Consider the following 18,510-nt stretch of genomic DNA (forward strand, 5'->3'; position numbering starts at 1 on the left):
AGCGAAGCCAAAATACCTTTAAATGGCACAAAATACCATTGAATACTGAGTTTTATGAATCGACCCTTGGGATGCGGGGGTTTTTAGACAGACTCGATTAAGTACAACCTCGACCAGGTCATGACCGAGCGCAATGTCACCGAACGAGACCTTGTTGCCGCGGGAGTGAATCGAAATACTCTGAAGGGGTTTCGCTCCGGTCTTAACGCAAGAGTAGATATCGCTGTTCTTGACCAGCTTTGTAGCATCTTGGATTGCACGGTAGGGGATCTACTGGTGTACGAAAAGCAAGAGAAGGCCTCGGAGTGAGGCCTTTTCTAGTGACCACGTTTGACCACTTTTTGACCACGCAAGCAAGTAAAAATTAAACTTTTTCAGCTATCATGTTACAGGATAAGAGCTTAAAATCGGTTGGTTTCCGCGCATTTGTTTCCTATTATAATAAGTGGTACAGCGTAAAATTACATGGGCGGCATGATGTAATCATCCCGCACCGGGACCTATTCATTCCAATAAAAAAGGAAGGCGCCACTCTGGAAAAGGAGTGGCGCCTTTTTGCATGTAGCAAGTTTTTTTCCTTCCCGTTCCTGCATAAGCATTAGGCAGGAAGGGGGGCTTGCTATGCGTTCCGTCACCATTATTATAGGTAAGATGCGATGGATCATGGCCGTCTTGGGACTTTTTCTCCTTGGGGGGGTAGGTTATTATCTGCTGCCGGCCTACTTAGACGATCGAGAAGTGGCTTCCTTGGCGGGCTCACTTCAAGATAAAACGGTACTGATCGATGCCGGTCATGGCGGCGGCGACGGCGGCACCAAAGGAAAGCAAGGCACGCTGGAGAAGGATATCAACTTGGCCATTGCCAAGAAAGTTGCCGAGCATCTGCGCCAATCGAACATCCGGGTTGTCATGACCCGCGAAACCGATGCCAACTTGTTTACCGGTCCCTGGACGCAGCGCGATGAATTGACGAAGCGGGTGGAAGTGGCCCGTGAGAACAAAGCGGATATCTATGTGGCGATTCATGCCAACAGTTTTTCGGCCAAATCATCGGGAGCGCAAGTGTTTTATCAACCCGGCTCGGAGGAAGGAAAACGTTTAGCCCTGCATATCCAGCACCAGTTGGTGGAACGCATCGGCAACAAAGACAAGCGCGTAGCGACCGATGAAGATTACTTTGTTCTGCGCACCAGCCATTGCCCGGCGGTGATGGTGGAAGTAGGCTTCCTTTCGAACCCGACGGAAGAAACGATGCTCAAAAGCGACAGCCACCAAGAAACTATCGCGAAAGGAATTTTTGCCGGGATCGTTCATCATCTTTCCGGTGAACCGGCGCCGACGTCAAAAGCGGGTTCCAAGGAAAAAACCGATCAACCGGCAACGGATCAAGAAAAAGAGCCTGTGGCCGGTGAACCGCAAGCGTGACGAAAAGAGCCTAAGGTACAGTCTTGTCGACATCCCCAAACCGACGTACAATAGAGTAGAGCGTCGAATTTTATCGTTTGGGTATTTGCGCTTAAGAAGGGACCGTACAATGAATGAAGGATGTAAAACCATGGCGGGTACTTCCTGCGGTCGCAGCAACTGCGATGGAGGGACCTTGGTCGCACCAACGCGCTACCAACGCTTTACGTCGATGCGTAAGCCTTGAGCGTGGCGACGAAGCCGGTATTTACAGCCTTTTTTGCTTTGGAGCAAGGTTAAGAAAAAAGCATTGAATAATTATACGCAACTATGTATAATCATTCCTAATGTTTCACGCAGGCGAACAATCTGGCAAAAAAGGGGAACGATGATGATTAAAGCAGCGATTATTGGAGCGACGGGATATACAGGCGCAGAATTGGTTCGTTTGTTGCGCTGTCACCCCGAGGTCACCTTGACCGATCTGACCACACAAAGCTATGTAGGACAATCTTTTGCGGACGTTTATCCCCATTTTCAAGATCAAGTGACGCAGGTTTGCTGTGCCCAGGACTTGTCGGCTATTGCCGGCGAGGCCGATGTGTTGTTTTTGGCGTTGCCCCACGGGCTTTCCGTTCCCTGGGTCGTGGAAGCACGGCGATTGGGGAAAAAAGTCATCGATCTGGGCGCTGATTTTCGCTTTCGCCAGGTGCAAACCTATGAGCAGTGGTATCATGTGACCCATGAAGCGCCGGAATTGCTCTCCGAAGCGGTCTATGGCTTGCCAGAATTACACCGCGCGTCGATTCGCCAGGCTTCGATCATCGGCAATCCCGGTTGCTACCCGACGGCATCGATGCTAGCGATGGCGCCGCTTCTGGGTCAAGGGCTGATCGACGAAGGGCGGATCATCATTGATGCCAAATCCGGTGTTTCCGGGGCGGGACGTAAAGCTGTGCTGGGTTCCCTCTATGCCGAAGTCAATGAAAATGTCAAACCCTACGGCGTAGCGACGCACCGCCATACGCCGGAGATTGAGCAAGAAGCGTCACGTTTGGCTGGTTCCGATCAGGCGATCAAGCTTTCCTTTACACCGCACTTGATGCCGATGACGCGAGGCATCTTGGCGACGGTTTATATGGACCTGCGACCGGAGGCGGACGTGACGGCGGCCCAAGTGCGCGAGCGCTATCAAGCCTTTTACGCCGGCGAAACCTTTGTGCATGTGATGGATGAGGGCGTTTGGCCGCAGACCAAGTGGAGTTACGGCTCTAACCACGCCTTCATCGGTGTGACGGTGGATCGGCGGACCCGGCGGGTCATCGTCGCTTCGGCCATCGATAATCTGATCAAAGGTGCTTCCGGACAAGCGATTCAGAATATGAATTTGCTCTTTGACTTGCCGGAAACGATAGGACTGACTATGTCGGGAATTTATCCTTGATCCGGGAAGATGATCGGGGAGAGGCCCCCATATGCGGGGGTTTTTCAGGATAAGCAAAATCGGCCGGTAGCCTAGCCGGCGGCAATCAGCAAGGAGGAAGGACAATGGCAAACAGCCATGAAGTATCGGGAGCAACAACCGTCACCGTTCAGGATGGGAATGTAACATCTCCTTGCGGTTTTACCGCAGCCGGTGTCGATGCCGGTGTGAAAAAACCTGGCGTGTTGGATATGGCCATGATTCAAAGCGATCGCCCGGCAACGGCGGCCGGCGTATACACCACCAATAAAGTGCAGGCAGCGCCGCTGAAAGTAACGCGGGAGCATATCGCGGCCGGTCCTTTACGGGCGGTGGTGATCAATGCCGGCAATGCCAACGCCTGTACCGGTGAGCAAGGCGAACGCGATGCGCGGCGCATGGCGGAAGCGACGGCCGGCGCATTGGGGCTGCAACCGCAGGAAGTGGCTGTGGCGTCGACCGGCGTCATTGGCAAGCCCATGCCTATGGGCGTCATCGAAGCGGGAATCGCCCGCCTGGCCGGTGCCCTTGCCGTAGACGGTGGCACGGTTGCTGCAGAAGCGATCATGACGACCGACACGGAGCCGAAAACCGGCAAAGTGGAATGGCGGATCGGCGATCAGCAAGTGACCATCGGCGGGATGGCCAAAGGTTCCGGGATGATTCACCCGAACATGGCCACCATGCTGGGCTTTTTCACGACGGACGTGCAGATCGCCCCGGCGCTGCTGCAAAAGGCGCTCCAGCGGGCGGCCCAGGTGTCTTTCAACATGGTTTCTGTCGACGGTGACACATCGACGAACGATATGGCGCTGATTCTCGCCAACGGCGCAGCCGGCGCACCAGCCATCGAGACAGAAGGTCCCCTTTATGATCAGTTTGTGCAGGCGCTGACGGCGCTGGCGATTCATCTGGCCAAAGCCATTGCCCGTGACGGCGAAGGTGCCACCAAGTTGATCGAAGTCTGCGTTCGCGGCGCCAAAACCGAAGCCAGCGCCGCCCAAGCCGCCCGTGCAGTGGCTGCGTCGACCTTATTTAAGGCGGCTGTATTCGGTAACGATGCCAACTGGGGGCGGATCCTTTGCGCTGTCGGCTACTCCGGTGCTGATTTCGATCCGGCGAAAGTTGATGTGTATTTAGGGCATGTCCAAACAGCGGCGCAAGGGCAAGCGTTGGATTTTTCGGAAGCCGAAGCCTTAACGGTGTTACAAAAGCGGGAAGTGCGCGTGACCGTTGATCTTCATGATGGCGACGCCACGGCGACTGCTTGGGGTTGTGACTTGACCGTGGACTACGTGCATATTAACGCCGATTACCGGACTTGATCCGCAGGATCAGCCGATTTAATGGGGTAGCAGAAGAGGAGGAGAACCGGTGCTGACAGCGTTAGAAAAAGCAGGGATTTTAGTTGAGGCCTTGCCGTACATCAAAAAGTTGTCCGGTAAGACCGTCGTGATCAAATACGGTGGCAATGCCATGCTCAACGATGAGCTCAAAGAAGCCGTGATGACCGATGTGATCTTGATGAAATATGTCGGGATCAAACCGGTCCTCGTCCACGGCGGCGGCCCGGAGATCAACGGCATGCTGCAGCGGGTGGGCTTGCAGTCCACCTTTGTACAAGGAATGCGCGTCACCGATCAAGCGACGATGGAGATCGTCGAGATGGTGCTGGCCGGCAAACTGAATAAAGAAATCGTCGCCATGATCCAGCGTTTTGGCGGGCAAGCCGTGGGCCTTTCCGGGCGCGACGGCGGTTTGATTAAAGCCAAAAAACGCTTTGAACTGGTTAAAAACGAAGCCGGTGATCGCGTACCGACCGATATCGGCTTTGTGGGCGATGTGGTGCGGATTCAACCCGATCTGGTGCGGGGCCTCACGGAGCAGGGCTACATCCCGGTCATCGCGCCGATCGGCGCCGGCGATCACGGCGAAGCCTACAACATCAATGCTGACGTGGTGGCCGGTGAATTGGCGCAGGCTCTGGAAGCGGACAAGCTGATATTGCTGACCGATGTGGAAGGGATCCTGCGCGATCGCCATGACCTGGGCAGTTTGATCTCTTCGCTGCGCATCGGCGATGTGGAAGATCTAGTTGAACAAGGCGTAATCAGCGGCGGCATGATTCCCAAAGTACACTGCTGTGTGCAGGCCATCGAAGGCGGCGTCGGCTCTACCCACATCATTGACGGGCGCATTCAGCATTCGTTGCTTCTGGAAGTGTTTACGGAAAAAGGCATCGGTACGATGGTGGTTAAGTAACCGGACGGTACGATGCAATAAAGGATGGGAAAGAACGTGGAGAAAGACCAAATCCGGAGCAACCAAGCGCTGGTGGAACAGGGCAAACAAGTGGTCATGAACACCTATGGACGCTTGCCGATCGCCTTGGTGCGCGGTCAGGGCGCTACCGTATGGGATGCCGACGGCCGCTCGTACCTGGATTTTCTGGCCGGTATCGCCGTCAACGCCTTGGGACACTGTCATCCCCAAGTGGTCGCGGCACTGCAAGCGCAAGCGGCAGAACTGATTCATGTGTCCAATCTCTACTGGATTGAGCCACAAGTGAAGCTGGCCCAGCTGCTTGTGGATCATTCCTTTGCCGATAAAGTATTTTTCTGCAATTCCGGTGCCGAAGCCAACGAAGGTGCCATCAAACTGGCCCGCAAGTATGCCAAGAAAACCTGGGGCCCCAATAAATATGAAATTATCACGATGGAAAAATCCTTCCACGGCCGTACCTTGGCGACAATCACGGCGACAGCGCAGCCGAAATACCAAAAAGACTTTGATCCCCTACCGGCCGGTTTTCGCTATGTGCCTTTTGGCGATCTGGCGGCCCTGGAAAGTGCTATCGGCCCGCAAACCTGCGCGATTTTGGTCGAGCCTGTTCAAGGTGAAGGCGGCGTCAACATCGCTGACCAAGCGTACTGGCAAGGCGTGCAAAAGCTGGCCGCCGAGAAGCAAGTGCTCTTGATTTTTGATGAAGTGCAAACCGGCTTTGGCCGTACAGGCAAACTCTTTGCCTATGAAAACTTTGGCGTACAGCCCCAGATCATGACGCTGGCCAAAGCCTTAGGCGGCGGCGCACCGATCGGTGCCTTGCTGGCGACCGATGAAGTGGCCAATGCGTTCCAACCGGGCGATCATGCCACCACCTTCGGCGGCAACCCGCTGGTTACTGCCGCCGGCCTGGCCGTGATGAATGTGCTCGTTAACGAAGGACTGCTTGCCCATACCGAGAAAATCGGTGCCTACTTCCGCAGCAAGCTGGAAGACCTGGCTGCACGTTTCTCCCTGATCCGCGAAGTGCGCGGGCTGGGACTGATGCTGGCTTGCGAACTGGACCGCGACGGCGCGCCGATCGTAGCGGCCTGCCTGGAAAAAGGCTTGATCATCAACTGCACCGCCGGTTCGGTACTGCGCTTTGTTCCGCCCTTGATCATCAGTGAAGCCGATGTGGATCAAGCGGTGGCCATCCTTGAACAGGTGCTGACGGAGGCCGGTGCCTGAAAAGGGCCAGGAAGGAGCGTACCATGACCAACGGGAAAACTGCAGTTGCCTACTTGCTCTTAGAAGATGGAACACTGTATAAGGGTGCTTCTTTTGGTTACCGGGGCGATTGTTTTGGCGAAGTTGTTTTTAACACCGGCATGACCGGGTATCAAGAAGTGCTTACCGATCCTTCCTATTGCGGGCAGATCGTGACGATGACCTACCCCTTGATCGGCAACTATGGGATCAACACGGGCGATGCCGAGTCGACGAAACCGCAAGTGCGCGGTTTTCTGGTGCGGGAAGCTTGTGCCCGGCCGTCCCACTATCGCTCGGAAAAAACAGTTGAACACTACTTGGCCCAGCACGGCATTCCCGGTTTGGCCGGGATCGATACGCGTTCCGTGACGCGGCGCATTCGCAACTATGGCACGATGCGCGGCGCCATCATCAGTGGCGAAGCCGGTGCTGATGCCGGCCTGGATAGCTTGCGCGTCGGTGCTTGCGTGACCCTGGCGGAATTGATGCCACAGTTGACCAGCAATACTCAGGCCATCTGGCAAGGGTACTTAAATGCTGTGCGCCAGCAAGTGGTAGCCGGACCGCACTTGGTCCAACAAGTGACAACGCCGCAAGCTTATGTGATTCCCGGCGACGGTCGCCGCGTTGTTGTCCTTGATTTCGGCATCAAAGAAAACATCTTACGCATGCTCAAAGCCTTGGATTGCCACTTGATCGTCTTGCCGGCCGACGCATCGCCGGAAGATATCTACAGCGCCCAGCCGGAAGGCATCTTTTTAAGCAACGGACCGGGCGATCCCAAAGATGTCAAGTCCGCCGTGGGCACCGTGCAGGCGCTTTTGGCGCCACGAGCCGATTTCTTACCGATGTTCGGCATTTGCCTGGGTCACCAACTGCTGTCACTGGCCTTGGGCGGCGATACGTACAAACTGAAATTCGGCCATCGCGGGGCCAACCATCCCGTGCGCGATCTGGCGACGGGACGGGTCATGATCACGTCGCAAAACCACGGCTATGCCATCCGTGAAGCCACCTTGCCGCCGACGGTCATCGTCAGCCACCGCAACGCTAACGATGATACGGTGGAAGGCTTACGGCATGTGTCACTACCGGTTTATTCGGTGCAATATCACCCGGAAGCTGCGCCGGGTCCCGAGGACTCGACGTACCTCTTCGATACGTTTATGGCGCACATGGGCGCCCGGGCCAAGGCCTAAGCGTCTTAAACCCATTGAAGAACCGACCATCGGCCGCGCCATGACGGCTGTCGATGAAACTGCCAAAGGGGGTACTGTTGTGCCAAAAGCATCGTACTTGCAAAAAGTCCTGGTCATCGGTTCCGGGCCGATCATCATCGGTCAGGCTGCGGAATTTGACTATGCTGGCACCCAAGCTTGTAAGGCCTTAAAAGAAGAAGGCCTGGAAGTGGTTCTGGTCAACTCCAACCCGGCGACGATCATGACCGATGCCAACATTGCCGATCATGTGTATATCGAACCGCTCGATGTGCCGACATTGACACGCATCATTGATCAAGAGCGTCCCGATGGGATCTTGCCCACGCTGGGCGGTCAAACGGGCCTCAATCTGGCCGTCGCTCTGGCGCAGGCCGGCGTGCTGGAAAAATACCATGTGCGCTTGCTCGGCACCTCCTTGGATACGATCAAGCGCGCTGAAGACCGAGAACTGTTCAAAAAGACTATGGTGGACATCGGTGAGCCGATCCCCCTGTCGGAGATCGTGTCCACGCTCGATCAGGCACTGTCTTTCGCCCAGCAAACCGGCTATCCCTTGATCGTCCGTCCCGCCTATACACTGGGCGGCACCGGCGGCGGCATCGCCCACAACGAAACGGAACTGCGTACGATTTGCGACATGGGCCTCAAAAAATCGATGATCGGTCAGGTTCTGCTGGAGCAAAGCGTCGCCGGCTGGAAAGAGATCGAATACGAAGTGATGCGTGATGCCGCCGACAACTGCATCACCATCTGTAACATGGAAAACTTCGACCCCGTCGGTGTACATACCGGTGATTCCATCGTTGTGGCCCCCTCGCAGACTTTGACCGATAAAGAATACCAAATGCTGCGCAGCGCATCGCTTAAGATCATCCGCGCCTTAAAAGTGGAAGGCGGTTGCAATGTACAGTACGCGCTGCACCCCACATCGAACGAGTACATCGTCATCGAAGTGAACCCGCGAGTCAGCCGCTCGTCCGCGCTGGCATCGAAAGCGACGGGCTATCCCATCGCCAAGATGGCCGCCAAGATTGCCATTGGCCTGACGCTCGATGAAATCAAAAACCCCGTCACCGGTAAAACCACGGCCTGCTTTGAGCCAACCCTTGACTATTGCGTAGTCAAGATTCCCCGCTGGCCCTTTGACAAGTTTGTCACGGCAGACCGCCGGTTGACGACGCAAATGAAAGCGACCGGCGAAGTCATGGCCATCGACCGTTGCTTTGAGGGTGCACTGCAAAAAGCCGTCCGTTCACTGGAAATCGGCGTTTTTGGCCTCCGCTATCCCGGGGCGGCAACCTGGACGGAAATGGAACTGGAAGACAAGATCACCGGCGCCGATGACGAGCGTTTGTTTGCCATTGCCGAAGCCTTTCGCCGGGACTGGACCGTTCGGGAAATTCATCAGGACTCCAAGATCGATCCTTGGTTCTTGGTCAAAGTCAAAGCCATCGTTGATATGGAAGCGCGCCTGGCCAACTGGCCCGCTTCGCCCGAAACGCTCAGGGAAGCGAAAGTGTTTGGCTTTTCCGATTATCAGATCGCCAAGATTGCTTGTGTGCAGACGCAAGTGATCCGCGATGCCCGCAAAGCGGCGGGAATCTTGCCGGTCTATAAGATGGTCGATACCTGCGCCGCCGAGTTTGAAGCGCTGACGCCGTACTACTACTCCACCTATGAAGCAGAAGATGAAGTGCGTGAGACCAACGGCCGCAAAGTCATCGTCCTTGGCTCCGGGCCGATTCGTATCGGTCAGGGCATTGAATTTGACTACTGTTCCGTCCATGCCGCTTGGGCATTGCAAGCGGCCGGGATCGAATCGATCATCATCAATAACAACCCCGAGACGGTATCGACCGATTTTGATACGGCTGACAAGCTGTTTTTTGAACCGCTGGCACTGGAAGATGTATTGAATATTATCGACAAGGAAAAGCCCGAAGGTGTGGTCGTGCAGTTTGGCGGTCAGACAGCCATTAACTTAGCCGCTGGGCTCCATGAGCACGGTGTGCCGATCTTGGGCACCTCTGTCGACGGCATCGATCAGGCGGAAGACCGCAAGCGTTTTGAAGCGCTGCTGGCCAAGCTGGGAATTCCCCAATCGGAAGGCCGCACAGCCACGACGGTCGACGAAGCCAAGCAGATTGCTGTGGAGCTGGGCTTTCCCGTGCTGGTTCGTCCCAGCTATGTCATCGGTGGACGAGCCATGGAAGTGGTAGAAAACCTGGCCGATTTGGAAAGCTATATGCGCACAGCTGTGCGGATCAGCCCCAAGCATCCGATTCTCGTTGATAAGTACATCCGCGGCAAAGAAGTGGAAGTCGACGCCATCTGCGACGGTCAGGACACGTTGATCCCGGGGATCATGGAGCACATTGAGCGCGCCGGGGTTCACTCGGGCGACTCCATGGCCGTCTACCCGCCCCGTACCTTGACGGCCGATGAGCAAGACAAGATCATCGACTATACGCTGCGCATCGCCAAGGCGCTCGGCGTGGTGGGCTTACTCAACATTCAGTACGTTGTAGAAAAAGGCAACGTTTATGTGATTGAAGTGAACCCGCGGGCCTCCCGCACGGTGCCGATCCTTTCCAAAGTGACGGGCGTACCGATGGTCAACGTGGCCGTACAAGCCATGCTGGGCCGCAGTTTGGCAGCGCAAGGTTATGCCGGCGGCCTTTGGCCCACACCGGCCTATACCATCGTCAAAGCACCGGTCTTCTCCTTTGAGAAACTGACCGATGTGGACATCTCACTGGGGCCGGAGATGAAGTCGACCGGCGAAGTGATGGGCATTGACTATAACCTGTCGTCGGCGTTATACAAAACGATGGTCGCTGCCGGGATGAAAATTCCCACCGGCGGCACACTGTTCATCACTGTCGCGGAGCGCGATAAAGATGAAGTGGTAGCGCTGGTCCGTGAATATGCCGATCTGGGTTTTCGTATCTTGGCCACCACCGGCACGGCCAAAGCGTTGCAGGCCGAAGGGGTAGCCGTTACGGCCGTCGATGTGGCGTCCTATTCCGTGCAAACTGTGCTTGATCAGATCAAAGACGGCGCCATCCAACTGGTGATCAATACACCAACACGTGGTAAAATTGCCGGGCGCCCCGGTTTCCGTATCCGCCGTGCCGCTTCGGAGTATCGCGTGCCTTGTTTGACGTCGCTCGATACGGCTTGGGCGCTGGTGGAAGCGATCCGCATGCGCAATGAAGGGCGCACACCGCAGTACCAGTCCATCGGCACGTTCCAGGAGAGCAACGCCGATGACTGGCACCTGCATGTGGCAGCGGCAACCAGTCAACCCTAATCCCAGGTTCTATAGATCATAAAAAAGGGGGGGATCATGGATGACAGCAATCAACGCAGTACATCTCGATGAGCGCCTACGGGGACGCGATTTTTTATCGCTCCATGACTTTAGCCGCGCCGAAATTTTTTACATGCTGGAAGTAGCGCAAAACCTCAAAGCGATGCAGAAAGCCGGTCGCTCCCATCACGTCCTCGAAGGAAAAACCTTGGCGATGATCTTCACCAAATCATCGACCCGTACCCGTGTTTCCTTTGAAGTAGGTATGTACCAGTTAGGCGGTCAAGCGCTTTTTCTCAGTTCGAATGATATCCAGATCGGCCGAGGTGAACCGATTCGCGACACGGCCCGTGTACTTTCGCGTTTTGTCGACGGTATTATGATCCGCACTTTCGATCATCAAGATGTGGTGGAACTGGCTAAGTATGCCGATGTACCCGTGATCAACGGGCTGACGGACTTGCTCCATCCCTGCCAAGTCCTGGCGGACCTCCTGACGATCATCGAGCATCAGGGCCGTACGGACGGCCGTAAGCTGACGTACATCGGCGATGGCAACAACATGGCCCATGAGTTGATGTTTGGTGGTGCCAAAGCCGGTATGCATGTGGTCATCTGTACACCGGAAAACTATCGCCCTGATCCGGAAATCGTGCGCTTGGCCACAGCCGATGCCTTGGCCGAGGGCGGTTCGATCACCTTGTGCAGCGATCCCTTAGAAGCTGCGCGCGGTGCTCACGTCCTGTACACCGATGTCTGGGCGTCAATGGGCCAAGAAGGGGAAGCAGAAGCGCGGGCCCAAGCCTTTCAAGGCTTTCAGATTAATCGCCAGATTATGGACGTGGCCGATCCCCAGGCGATCGTCTTACACTGCCTGCCGGCCCATCGCGGCGAAGAAATCACCGACGAAGTGCTGGAAAGTCCCCAATCGGTTGTCTTTGACGAAGCCGAAAACCGGTTGCATGCCCAAAAAGCGATTATGGCCCTGATGATGTAGGGTTTCCCTGATAGAAGAGAGGAGAACAATCATGAGCAAAAAAGTCGTACTGGCCTATTCGGGCGGTCTGGACACGTCGATCATCATCCCCTGGCTGAAAGAAAACTATGGCTATGAAGTCATTGCCATGGCCGCTGACCTCGGTCAAGGGGAAGAACTGGCCCCCCTCAATGAAAAAGCGATCAAAACCGGTGCCAGCAAGATCTATATTGAAAATGTACAAGAAGAATTCGTCACCGAATTTATCTGGCCCACGCTCAAAGCCGGTGCGGTGTACGAAGGCAAATACCTGCTGGGCACTTCCTTTGCCCGCCCGTTGATCGCCAAACGGCTGGTCGAGATCGCCCGCGCCGAAGGCGCTGAAGCCATCGCTCATGGTGCGACCGGCAAAGGCAACGACCAAGTGCGCTTTGAGCTGACCGTGAAAGCACTGGCCCCGGAAATGAAGATCATCGCGCCCTGGCGCGAGTGGGACATTCGTTCCCGCGAAGATGCCATCGACTACGCCAATGCCCGCAATATCCCCATTCCCGTTAAAAAAGATCGCGCCTACTCGATGGACCGCAACCTCTGGCATCTCAGCCATGAAGGCGTCGATCTGGAAGATCCCTGGAACGAACCGAAAAACGATCTGTACATGATCTGCACACCGCCGGAAAAAGCCCCAGACACACCGGCCTATGTGGAAATCGACTTTGTCCAGGGGATTCCCGTCGCCGTCAACGGCCAACAGCTTGGCCCCGTTGCGTTGATGGAAACGCTCAATCAACTGGCCGCTGCTCATGGTGTCGGCATCACCGATATCTGTGAAAACCGGCTGGTGGGCATGAAATCGCGCGGTGTCTATGAAACGCCGGGCGGCACCGTCCTCTATGCGGCGCACCGTGAACTGGAATATCTCTGCCTGGACCGGGCGACGATGCACTACAAAGAGCAGATCGCGCTGCGTTATGCCGAACTTGTCTATGACGGTGTTTGGTATCATCCGCTGCGGGAAGCCTTGGACGCTTTTGTCGATGTTACCCAGAAAACTGTCACCGGCAAGGTGCGCATGAAGCTCTTTAAAGGCAGTTGCACCCCGGCCGGCGCCCAATCGCCCTACTCCCTCTATAACGAAGCCTTCTCGACCTTTGGACGCGACGAAGTATATAACCAAAAAGATGCCGAAGGCTTTATCAACCTTTTTGGCTTACCCTTAAAAGTGCGCGCCTTGATGGAAGAAAAGTCCGGCCTGCGCTAGTTCGTCAGATGGGATAAGGCAAAAGAGGCCAACCATCGACGCAACATGCGCCTAACGGTTGGCCTCTTTTGTACGATCGTCCCTTCAATAGGTGCGATCATCCCGGTGGTGACCGGCCAGTGCGTCGTCATCTTGATCGTCGGCTACGTTAGCCATGGTCTGACGCATGTTGACGCTGATCGCTTCACGTAAATCACCGGCATGATGATCGTCGGTGTGATTAACGCCGACTTCTTGCAGGGGGCGGGCTTTGCCCATACCCGATGATGACGGAAGCACCGGCATGGTATGAACGTTTTTTTCCATAAGGATCACCTCGCTTTTAGCATGTCAGCAACGGCGTTACATATACGCTTTTTGAAAAAAGAATAGAGATCACCTGCCATGAAACGAGGAGGAACAACCATGAGTATTTCCCGATCACTCTGTACCACGGCCTGTTCTTTGGTGACGGTTCTTTTACTGGGTTGCTTTACACCGCCTTGGCTTACGGCGCAAGGGGTCGCAATTTCACATGCTTTTGCCGAATCATCGCCGAACTTCTTCTGGCCGGTACCGGCGATTGCCCGTAAAAACGGACCGGCCATTGTCGGGATTTCCAACATGAGTGCCGGCCTTTATGATCAGGATGAGGAACAAGGGACCGGCTCCGGCGTGATCATTGATGCGGCCCAAGGTTATGTGGTTACCAATTACCACGTCGTAGAGGGTGCCAAAACGTTGCAAGTGAGCTTGTCTGACGGACGGACCGTAGCCGGCCGTTTGCTGGGAAGTGACGCACGATCGGACCTGGCTGTTGTTCAGATTCCGGCTAGCGGCTTGACCGCAGCGACGCTGGGCAATTCGGGCACGATGGAAGTGGGCGAGTTGGTCGTGGCCATCGGCAACCCCCTGGGTGACGAATTTGCGCGGACGGTAACCCATGGCATCGTCAGTGCCGTCGATCGCTTGCTCGAGATCGATGAGGTTCGACTGAAAGTGATCCAGATCGATGCGCCGATTAACCCCGGCAACTCCGGCGGCGGTTTGTTCAATGTACGGGGGGAACTGATCGGCATCAACAGCGCCAAAGTTTCCCTGCCCGGTGTGGAAGGCATGGGCTTTGCCATTCCCATCGATACGGCCCGGCCGATCATCCAGCAGCTCATCGAACAAGGAAGCGTACAGCGCCCCTGGCTCGGCATTGAAGGCTTCACCGTCAGCGCGCTGGTTTCCGAATATTATGGCTTACCGCAAGGCGTACTGGTGCGCCGCGTGACACCAGACAGCCCGGCGGCCCAAGCCGGCGTGCGCCGTGGTGATATCATCACCGGCATCAATGAAAAGACCATCACGTCGATAGCAACACTGACCGAGGAGTTGGCCAAGCGGCAAGTGGGTGATCCGGTGAGCGTGACCCTTTTCCGAAAAGGGCAAACCGCAACGGTATCGGCCGTATTAGCGAACTTACCGCCGGAATTGCGGTAATAACAACGGGATAAGCAGGAAGGGGGAGGTGGGTTCATGGTTAATTTCAATGGGTTTGTGCGTTTTTGGGGGGCAAGCACCGCGTTGATGTTGCTTGCATGGACCCTAAGCGCCTGCGCTTCCGCGACAACAACAGCACCTTCCCCGGAGCCGACAACGGGAATCGCTACTGCGACCACCGCCACAGCCGGCACCGCGGTGGTAACCACCCCAACAGTCACCACAGCACCTGCCACTGCGGTAGCCACCACGGCCGCTACGACAACCGACACGCCTGTCGCCGACGAAGCAAAGCGCGCGCAAGCGCAGAAACGATTTGAAGAAGGCTATCATATCTTTGATGTGGAAGGCGGGACCAATCACCTTGCCCGAGCCATCGAGCGCTATGATCAGGCCATCGCGCTTGATCCGGCCTGTGCCAAGGCCTACGCCGGCAAAGGCATCGCCCTGGCTTTTCGCGGCGATCTATCTACGGGCGTGCAACTATTAGATAAGGCGATCAGCCTGGCACCGGACGATGCCTTTGGCCACTATAACAAAGGCTTGGCCTTGAAGCTCCATCGCCAATATCCTGCAGCGGAAGCGAGCTTCCAAGAAGCGTTGCGGCACGATCCGCACCATCCCTGGACCTATTTCGGGCTCGCTTCGATCTATGACAGTTGGGGAAAAGAAGCCGAGGCATTGCGCTACTTGGGCAAAGCGATTGAGATTTTGCCCTATTGCAAAGTGACGGCTCGGGAAAAAGCACAAGAAGATTTTGCCCACGTCCAAGGCACCCCGGCATTCCAACGCTTGATCGCCGATTGATTCCGAAACAATGGGAAATGCTGATTGTTCTATTAATTATTTATGTGGTACAATCGATAAATAAACACAGGTGAGCACAAAAGCCTCTACAGATAAACAGAAAGAGGGAGTGCCATGGGTTCTTTTGAAGTAAATGAACGAGAATTAACGCGAGCAGCACAAGGTTTTTTTTCCATTGGGATGCGTATTATGGCCGAGATGAGCCAACGGACCGATCTGACCTATACCCAGTTTGCGATTATCCACTACATTTCCTATTGTGGCCTTGCGTTGCAAAAAGACATGCGCAAACAGTTCCATCTGACGCAGGGAGCGCTGTCGACCGCCTTAAAAGATCTGGAGGCGCAGGATTTGATCTCCCGAACCCAAAGTCCCGTTGATCAGCGGGAGTGGGTCATTTCGCTCACCGCCAAAGGCGAAGCCATCTTAGATGAAGTGGGTTCGGCCAAGTCCAAGCGCTTTCATAACATGGTACAAAAAGATCCGGAAGCGGCAAAACAGTTTGTCGATGCGATCAACTGGTTTATTATCAACTATAACCGGGAAAACAAGGATATAAATGAATAAGCTCGCTGGTTGATCCAGCGAGCCTTCCTGCGGTTGCGCTATTGAAAGGATTTGTTCTTAAACGTTTGACAGCAAGTTTCGTCGTTCTTCTGAGCGGGGGTGGCGGTTAACTGTGACAACTGGGCATTCGGCGAGAAACCACCGTTTTGATCGTTTTGAACAACAATTTGCTTGGCCGTGCAAAGGTTGCCGGAATCCCAATAATGACAGTTGTTGACGGTACAATTGACGTCAGGCATCGTAGGACCTCCTTTTTTTACTTCGGCATCGGGTTCACCCTTAGTGTAACAAAAAGAGCCGAAAACTATGCATAATAAAAGAAGGTGATCCCTCGTTCAGGAATCACCTTCTTTGGATAACAACAACGATCATACCAGGGGATCAGGCGTCACCGACTAATCGCCGCAGCCACAGCCGCCACTGGCCAGCATCGCCGGAATATCGCGTACCACAATACCCGATTCGAGCCCGTCATCTTCAAAATCGATGAGTAAGCCATCAACCAGATCTTTTGTCAGATCATCGGCGACAAAGTTGATCCCGCTCGATTCAAAGGCAATGTCGCCTTTACGAGGTTCTTTCTCCAGCGTCAGATCATAGATGGCTTCCGGACGCCGCCCCGTCGACAAGATGCGCACATAACGTTCTTCCGTTGCCGCCAGTAACTTGACCAGCGCTTCACGGGCTTTTTCTGTAACAGCAAACAAAACGCCCACCTCCTACTTGATTGTAGCGAACTGGCTAAAAAAATCAAGGGCAGGAGTGGGCCAGGCGAAAAAAGGTGGGCCATGGAGAGAGGCCTGTTGGAGCAGCAACGAGATTCAGCGTTTATCCATGGGTCAGAGCCGCTAAACCTGCTGCAATCGATACGCCGATCAGTAAGGTCAGGAGATCCCACTCTTGCAAAGACATTCCCCAGCGATGACAGAGCGATTTCATCGGTCTTCACCCCACGTTTCACTGATTTCTCGATGAGACCTTGGCGGCGCCATCTCACCGGATATTTCTTAGACAACGAAGCCAGCGCAAAAGTTCCCGAAGTAACACAATTGTTATTAGAATAATCATTAATTTATTTTACAGAGGAAGGGTCGAATACATTGACAAAAAAATTATGGGGCGGACGTTTTCAAAAAGGCATGGACAAAGTGGTGGAAGATTTTCATTCGTCCATTCACTTTGATCAACGCCTCTACCGCCAAGACATCCGGGGGTCTATCGCCCATGCCCGCATGCTCGGCAATCAAGAGATTATCCCCGCTGCCGATGCCCAGATGATCATTGCAGGTCTGCAGGACATCTTAGCCGACATCGAAGCGGGCAAGGTGGAGTTTGATGTATCCGCCGAAGATATCCACATGAACATTGAAAAACTGCTGACGGAACGTATCGGGGAAACCGGGAAAAAGCTGCACACGGCCCGTAGCCGTAATGACCAGGTAGCCCTCGACATTCGCCTCTACCTGCGCGATGAGTGCACCGAAACTCGGCAACTGCTGGCCGAATTGATCAAGACGCTCCTCGACGTGGCTGAAGAAAACCTGGAAACGATCATGCCGGGGTACACGCACCTGCAAAAAGCCCAACCGATCACCTTGGCCCATCATCTCCTGGCCTATGTGCAGATGTTTGAACGCGATCGGGACCGCTTTGCCGATGTGGCCCGTCGCCTCAACCGTTGCCCCCTCGGCTCCGGTGCCCTGGCCGGAACAACGTTCCATCTCGATCGCCAAGCCGTTGCCGACGAATTGAACTTTGACAGCATTACCGAAAACAGCCTCGATGCCGTGGCCGATCGCGACTTTGCCATCGAATATACAGCGGCCGCTTCGCTGACGATGATGCACTTATCGCGCTTTTGCGAAGAAATCATCTTGTGGAGCAGCCAGGAATTTGCGTTTATCGATCTCGATGACGCCTACGCCACCGGCAGTTCCATGATGCCCCAAAAGAAAAATCCGGACCTGGCCGAGTTAATCCGCGGCAAAACGGGCCGTGTCTATGGCGATCTGATGGCCCTGCTCACTGTCATGAAAGCGCTGCCCTTGGCATACAACAAAGATATGCAAGAGGACAAGGAAACGCTGTTTGACGCGGTGGACACCGTCAAAGGCTGCCTGACCGTCTTTACACCGATGATTCGCACCATGGGCGTACGCAAAGACAAGATGCGCGCCGGTGCCAGCGGCGGCTTCACCAACGCCACGGACGTAGCCGATTACCTGGCCAAAAAAGGTGTTTCCTTCCGGGAAGCCCATGAAGTTGTCGGCAAAATGGTGCTCATGTGTGTGCAAAAAGGTGTTTCGCTGGACGAGTTAACCTGGGAAGAATACCAGGCTTGCTCACCGGCGTTTGAACCGGACATCTATGAGGCGATCAAGATTGAGAAATGTGTTGCCGATCGCCACGTACCGGGCGGCCCGGCACCCCAAGCGGTGCGCCGAGCCATCGAAGCAGCACGGGCTCGTCTTTGCTAGATCGTAAAAGCTAAAAAAATAG

Annotated in this window: 17 protein-coding genes; 14 read left to right on the top strand and 3 right to left on the bottom strand. The window is 54.9% G+C overall.

The features are described 5' to 3' along the window. Positions 1–96: 96 nt before the first annotated feature. The 10 genes from EDD73_RS15630 to EDD73_RS11775 all read left to right on the top strand — a co-directional run bounded on the left by EDD73_RS15630 (position 97) and on the right by EDD73_RS11775 (position 13,170). A complete protein-coding gene (locus EDD73_RS15630; RefSeq protein ID WP_131920236.1) occupies positions 97–309 on the top strand; it encodes a helix-turn-helix domain-containing protein in 213 nt (70 codons plus the stop codon). Positions 310–621: 312 nt separating this feature from the next. After that, positions 622–1,425, top strand: a complete 804-nt coding sequence (locus EDD73_RS11735) for an N-acetylmuramoyl-L-alanine amidase family protein (protein WP_131920157.1) — start codon at positions 622–624, stop codon at positions 1,423–1,425. Positions 1,426–1,795: 370 nt separating this feature from the next. Continuing rightward, a complete protein-coding gene (argC, locus tag EDD73_RS11740) occupies positions 1,796–2,848 on the top strand; it encodes an N-acetyl-gamma-glutamyl-phosphate reductase (protein ID WP_131920159.1) in 1,053 nt (350 codons plus the stop codon). 104 nt (positions 2,849–2,952) lie between these two features. After that, positions 2,953–4,191, top strand: coding sequence for a bifunctional glutamate N-acetyltransferase/amino-acid acetyltransferase ArgJ (argJ, locus tag EDD73_RS11745; protein WP_131920162.1), 1,239 nt, complete (start codon positions 2,953–2,955; stop codon positions 4,189–4,191). 49 nt (positions 4,192–4,240) lie between these two features. Beyond that, entirely contained in the window at positions 4,241–5,128 is an 888-nt protein-coding gene (gene argB / locus EDD73_RS11750; protein ID WP_131920164.1) for an acetylglutamate kinase, read from the top strand. Between the two features lie 96 nt (positions 5,129–5,224). Next, positions 5,225–6,379, top strand: coding sequence for an acetylornithine transaminase (locus EDD73_RS11755; protein WP_243116905.1), 1,155 nt, complete (start codon positions 5,225–5,227; stop codon positions 6,377–6,379). Positions 6,380–6,402: 23 nt separating this feature from the next. Beyond that, the gene (gene carA, locus EDD73_RS11760; RefSeq protein ID WP_131920168.1) at positions 6,403–7,599 is read left to right on the top strand and encodes a glutamine-hydrolyzing carbamoyl-phosphate synthase small subunit; all 1,197 of its coding nucleotides are present in this window, start codon (positions 6,403–6,405) and stop codon (positions 7,597–7,599) included. Positions 7,600–7,678: 79 nt separating this feature from the next. Next, positions 7,679–10,933, top strand: a complete 3,255-nt coding sequence (carB, locus tag EDD73_RS11765) for a carbamoyl-phosphate synthase large subunit (protein WP_131920171.1) — start codon at positions 7,679–7,681, stop codon at positions 10,931–10,933. A 40-nt stretch (positions 10,934–10,973) separates the two neighbouring features. Then, positions 10,974–11,930 (top strand): ornithine carbamoyltransferase, encoded by a 957-nt coding sequence (argF, locus tag EDD73_RS11770; protein ID WP_131920173.1) that lies wholly within the window; start codon positions 10,974–10,976, stop codon positions 11,928–11,930. Positions 11,931–11,961: 31 nt separating this feature from the next. Beyond that, complete coding sequence (locus tag EDD73_RS11775) at positions 11,962–13,170, top strand: argininosuccinate synthase (RefSeq protein ID WP_131920175.1); 1,209 nt, start codon at positions 11,962–11,964, stop codon at positions 13,168–13,170. A gap of 84 nt (positions 13,171–13,254) precedes the next feature. On the opposite strand, the gene EDD73_RS11780 is transcribed toward EDD73_RS11775, so the two are convergent. Continuing rightward, positions 13,255–13,476, bottom strand: coding sequence for a hypothetical protein (locus EDD73_RS11780; protein ID WP_131920176.1), 222 nt, complete (start codon positions 13,474–13,476; stop codon positions 13,255–13,257). A 99-nt stretch (positions 13,477–13,575) separates the two neighbouring features. Here EDD73_RS11780 and EDD73_RS11785 point away from each other — a divergent pair, with 99 nt between their 5' ends. From EDD73_RS11785 to EDD73_RS11795, 3 genes are all read left to right on the top strand, one after another. Next, positions 13,576–14,637, top strand: a complete 1,062-nt coding sequence (locus tag EDD73_RS11785; protein ID WP_131920178.1) for a S1C family serine protease — start codon at positions 13,576–13,578, stop codon at positions 14,635–14,637. Positions 14,638–14,673: 36 nt separating this feature from the next. Further along, positions 14,674–15,444: a tetratricopeptide repeat protein gene (locus EDD73_RS11790; protein ID WP_131920180.1), complete on the top strand. Its 771-nt coding sequence runs from the start codon at positions 14,674–14,676 to the stop codon at positions 15,442–15,444. Positions 15,445–15,558: 114 nt separating this feature from the next. Beyond that, positions 15,559–16,011, top strand: coding sequence for a MarR family winged helix-turn-helix transcriptional regulator (locus EDD73_RS11795; RefSeq protein WP_131920182.1), 453 nt, complete (start codon positions 15,559–15,561; stop codon positions 16,009–16,011). A gap of 38 nt (positions 16,012–16,049) precedes the next feature. Here EDD73_RS11795 and EDD73_RS11800 read toward each other — a convergent pair whose 3' ends face one another. Both EDD73_RS11800 and EDD73_RS11805 read right to left on the bottom strand, forming a co-directional pair. Next, positions 16,050–16,250, bottom strand: a complete 201-nt coding sequence (locus tag EDD73_RS11800; RefSeq protein WP_131920184.1) for a DUF1540 domain-containing protein — start codon at positions 16,248–16,250, stop codon at positions 16,050–16,052. 156 nt (positions 16,251–16,406) lie between these two features. Beyond that, complete coding sequence (locus EDD73_RS11805; RefSeq protein ID WP_131920186.1) at positions 16,407–16,718, bottom strand: HesB/IscA family protein; 312 nt, start codon at positions 16,716–16,718, stop codon at positions 16,407–16,409. 393 nt (positions 16,719–17,111) lie between these two features. Here EDD73_RS11805 and argH point away from each other — a divergent pair, with 393 nt between their 5' ends. Next, positions 17,112–18,488 carry an argininosuccinate lyase gene (gene argH / locus EDD73_RS11810; protein WP_131920188.1) on the top strand — a complete coding sequence of 459 codons (1,377 nt, stop codon included), beginning with the start codon at positions 17,112–17,114 and terminating at the stop codon, positions 18,486–18,488. The last annotated feature ends 22 nt before the right edge of the window (positions 18,489–18,510 follow it).

The sequence above is a fragment of the Heliophilum fasciatum genome (genome assembly GCF_004341395.1).
GTDB lineage: Bacteria > Bacillota > Desulfitobacteriia > Heliobacteriales > Heliobacteriaceae > Heliophilum > Heliophilum fasciatum.

What these genes read in the sequence shown, in the direction of transcription:
- EDD73_RS11790 (WP_131920180.1), top strand. Translation starts at nt 14,674, where the DNA reads ATGGTTAATTTCAATGGGTTTGTGCGTTTTTGGGGGGCAAGCACCGCG.
- EDD73_RS11785 (WP_131920178.1), top strand. Translation starts at nt 13,576, where the DNA reads ATGAGTATTTCCCGATCACTCTGTACCACGGCCTGTTCTTTGGTGACG.
- EDD73_RS11800 (WP_131920184.1), bottom strand. Translation starts at nt 16,250, where the DNA reads ATGCCTGACGTCAATTGTACCGTCAACAACTGTCATTATTGGGATTCC.
- argJ (WP_131920162.1), top strand. Translation starts at nt 2,953, where the DNA reads ATGGCAAACAGCCATGAAGTATCGGGAGCAACAACCGTCACCGTTCAG.
- EDD73_RS11755 (WP_243116905.1), top strand. Translation starts at nt 5,225, where the DNA reads ATGAACACCTATGGACGCTTGCCGATCGCCTTGGTGCGCGGTCAGGGC.
- EDD73_RS11735 (WP_131920157.1), top strand. Translation starts at nt 622, where the DNA reads ATGCGTTCCGTCACCATTATTATAGGTAAGATGCGATGGATCATGGCC.
- argF (WP_131920173.1), top strand. Translation starts at nt 10,974, where the DNA reads ATGACAGCAATCAACGCAGTACATCTCGATGAGCGCCTACGGGGACGC.
- EDD73_RS11780 (WP_131920176.1), bottom strand. Translation starts at nt 13,476, where the DNA reads ATGGAAAAAAACGTTCATACCATGCCGGTGCTTCCGTCATCATCGGGT.
- argC (WP_131920159.1), top strand. Translation starts at nt 1,796, where the DNA reads ATGATTAAAGCAGCGATTATTGGAGCGACGGGATATACAGGCGCAGAA.
- EDD73_RS11775 (WP_131920175.1), top strand. Translation starts at nt 11,962, where the DNA reads ATGAGCAAAAAAGTCGTACTGGCCTATTCGGGCGGTCTGGACACGTCG.
- carA (WP_131920168.1), top strand. Translation starts at nt 6,403, where the DNA reads ATGACCAACGGGAAAACTGCAGTTGCCTACTTGCTCTTAGAAGATGGA.
- EDD73_RS11795 (WP_131920182.1), top strand. Translation starts at nt 15,559, where the DNA reads ATGGGTTCTTTTGAAGTAAATGAACGAGAATTAACGCGAGCAGCACAA.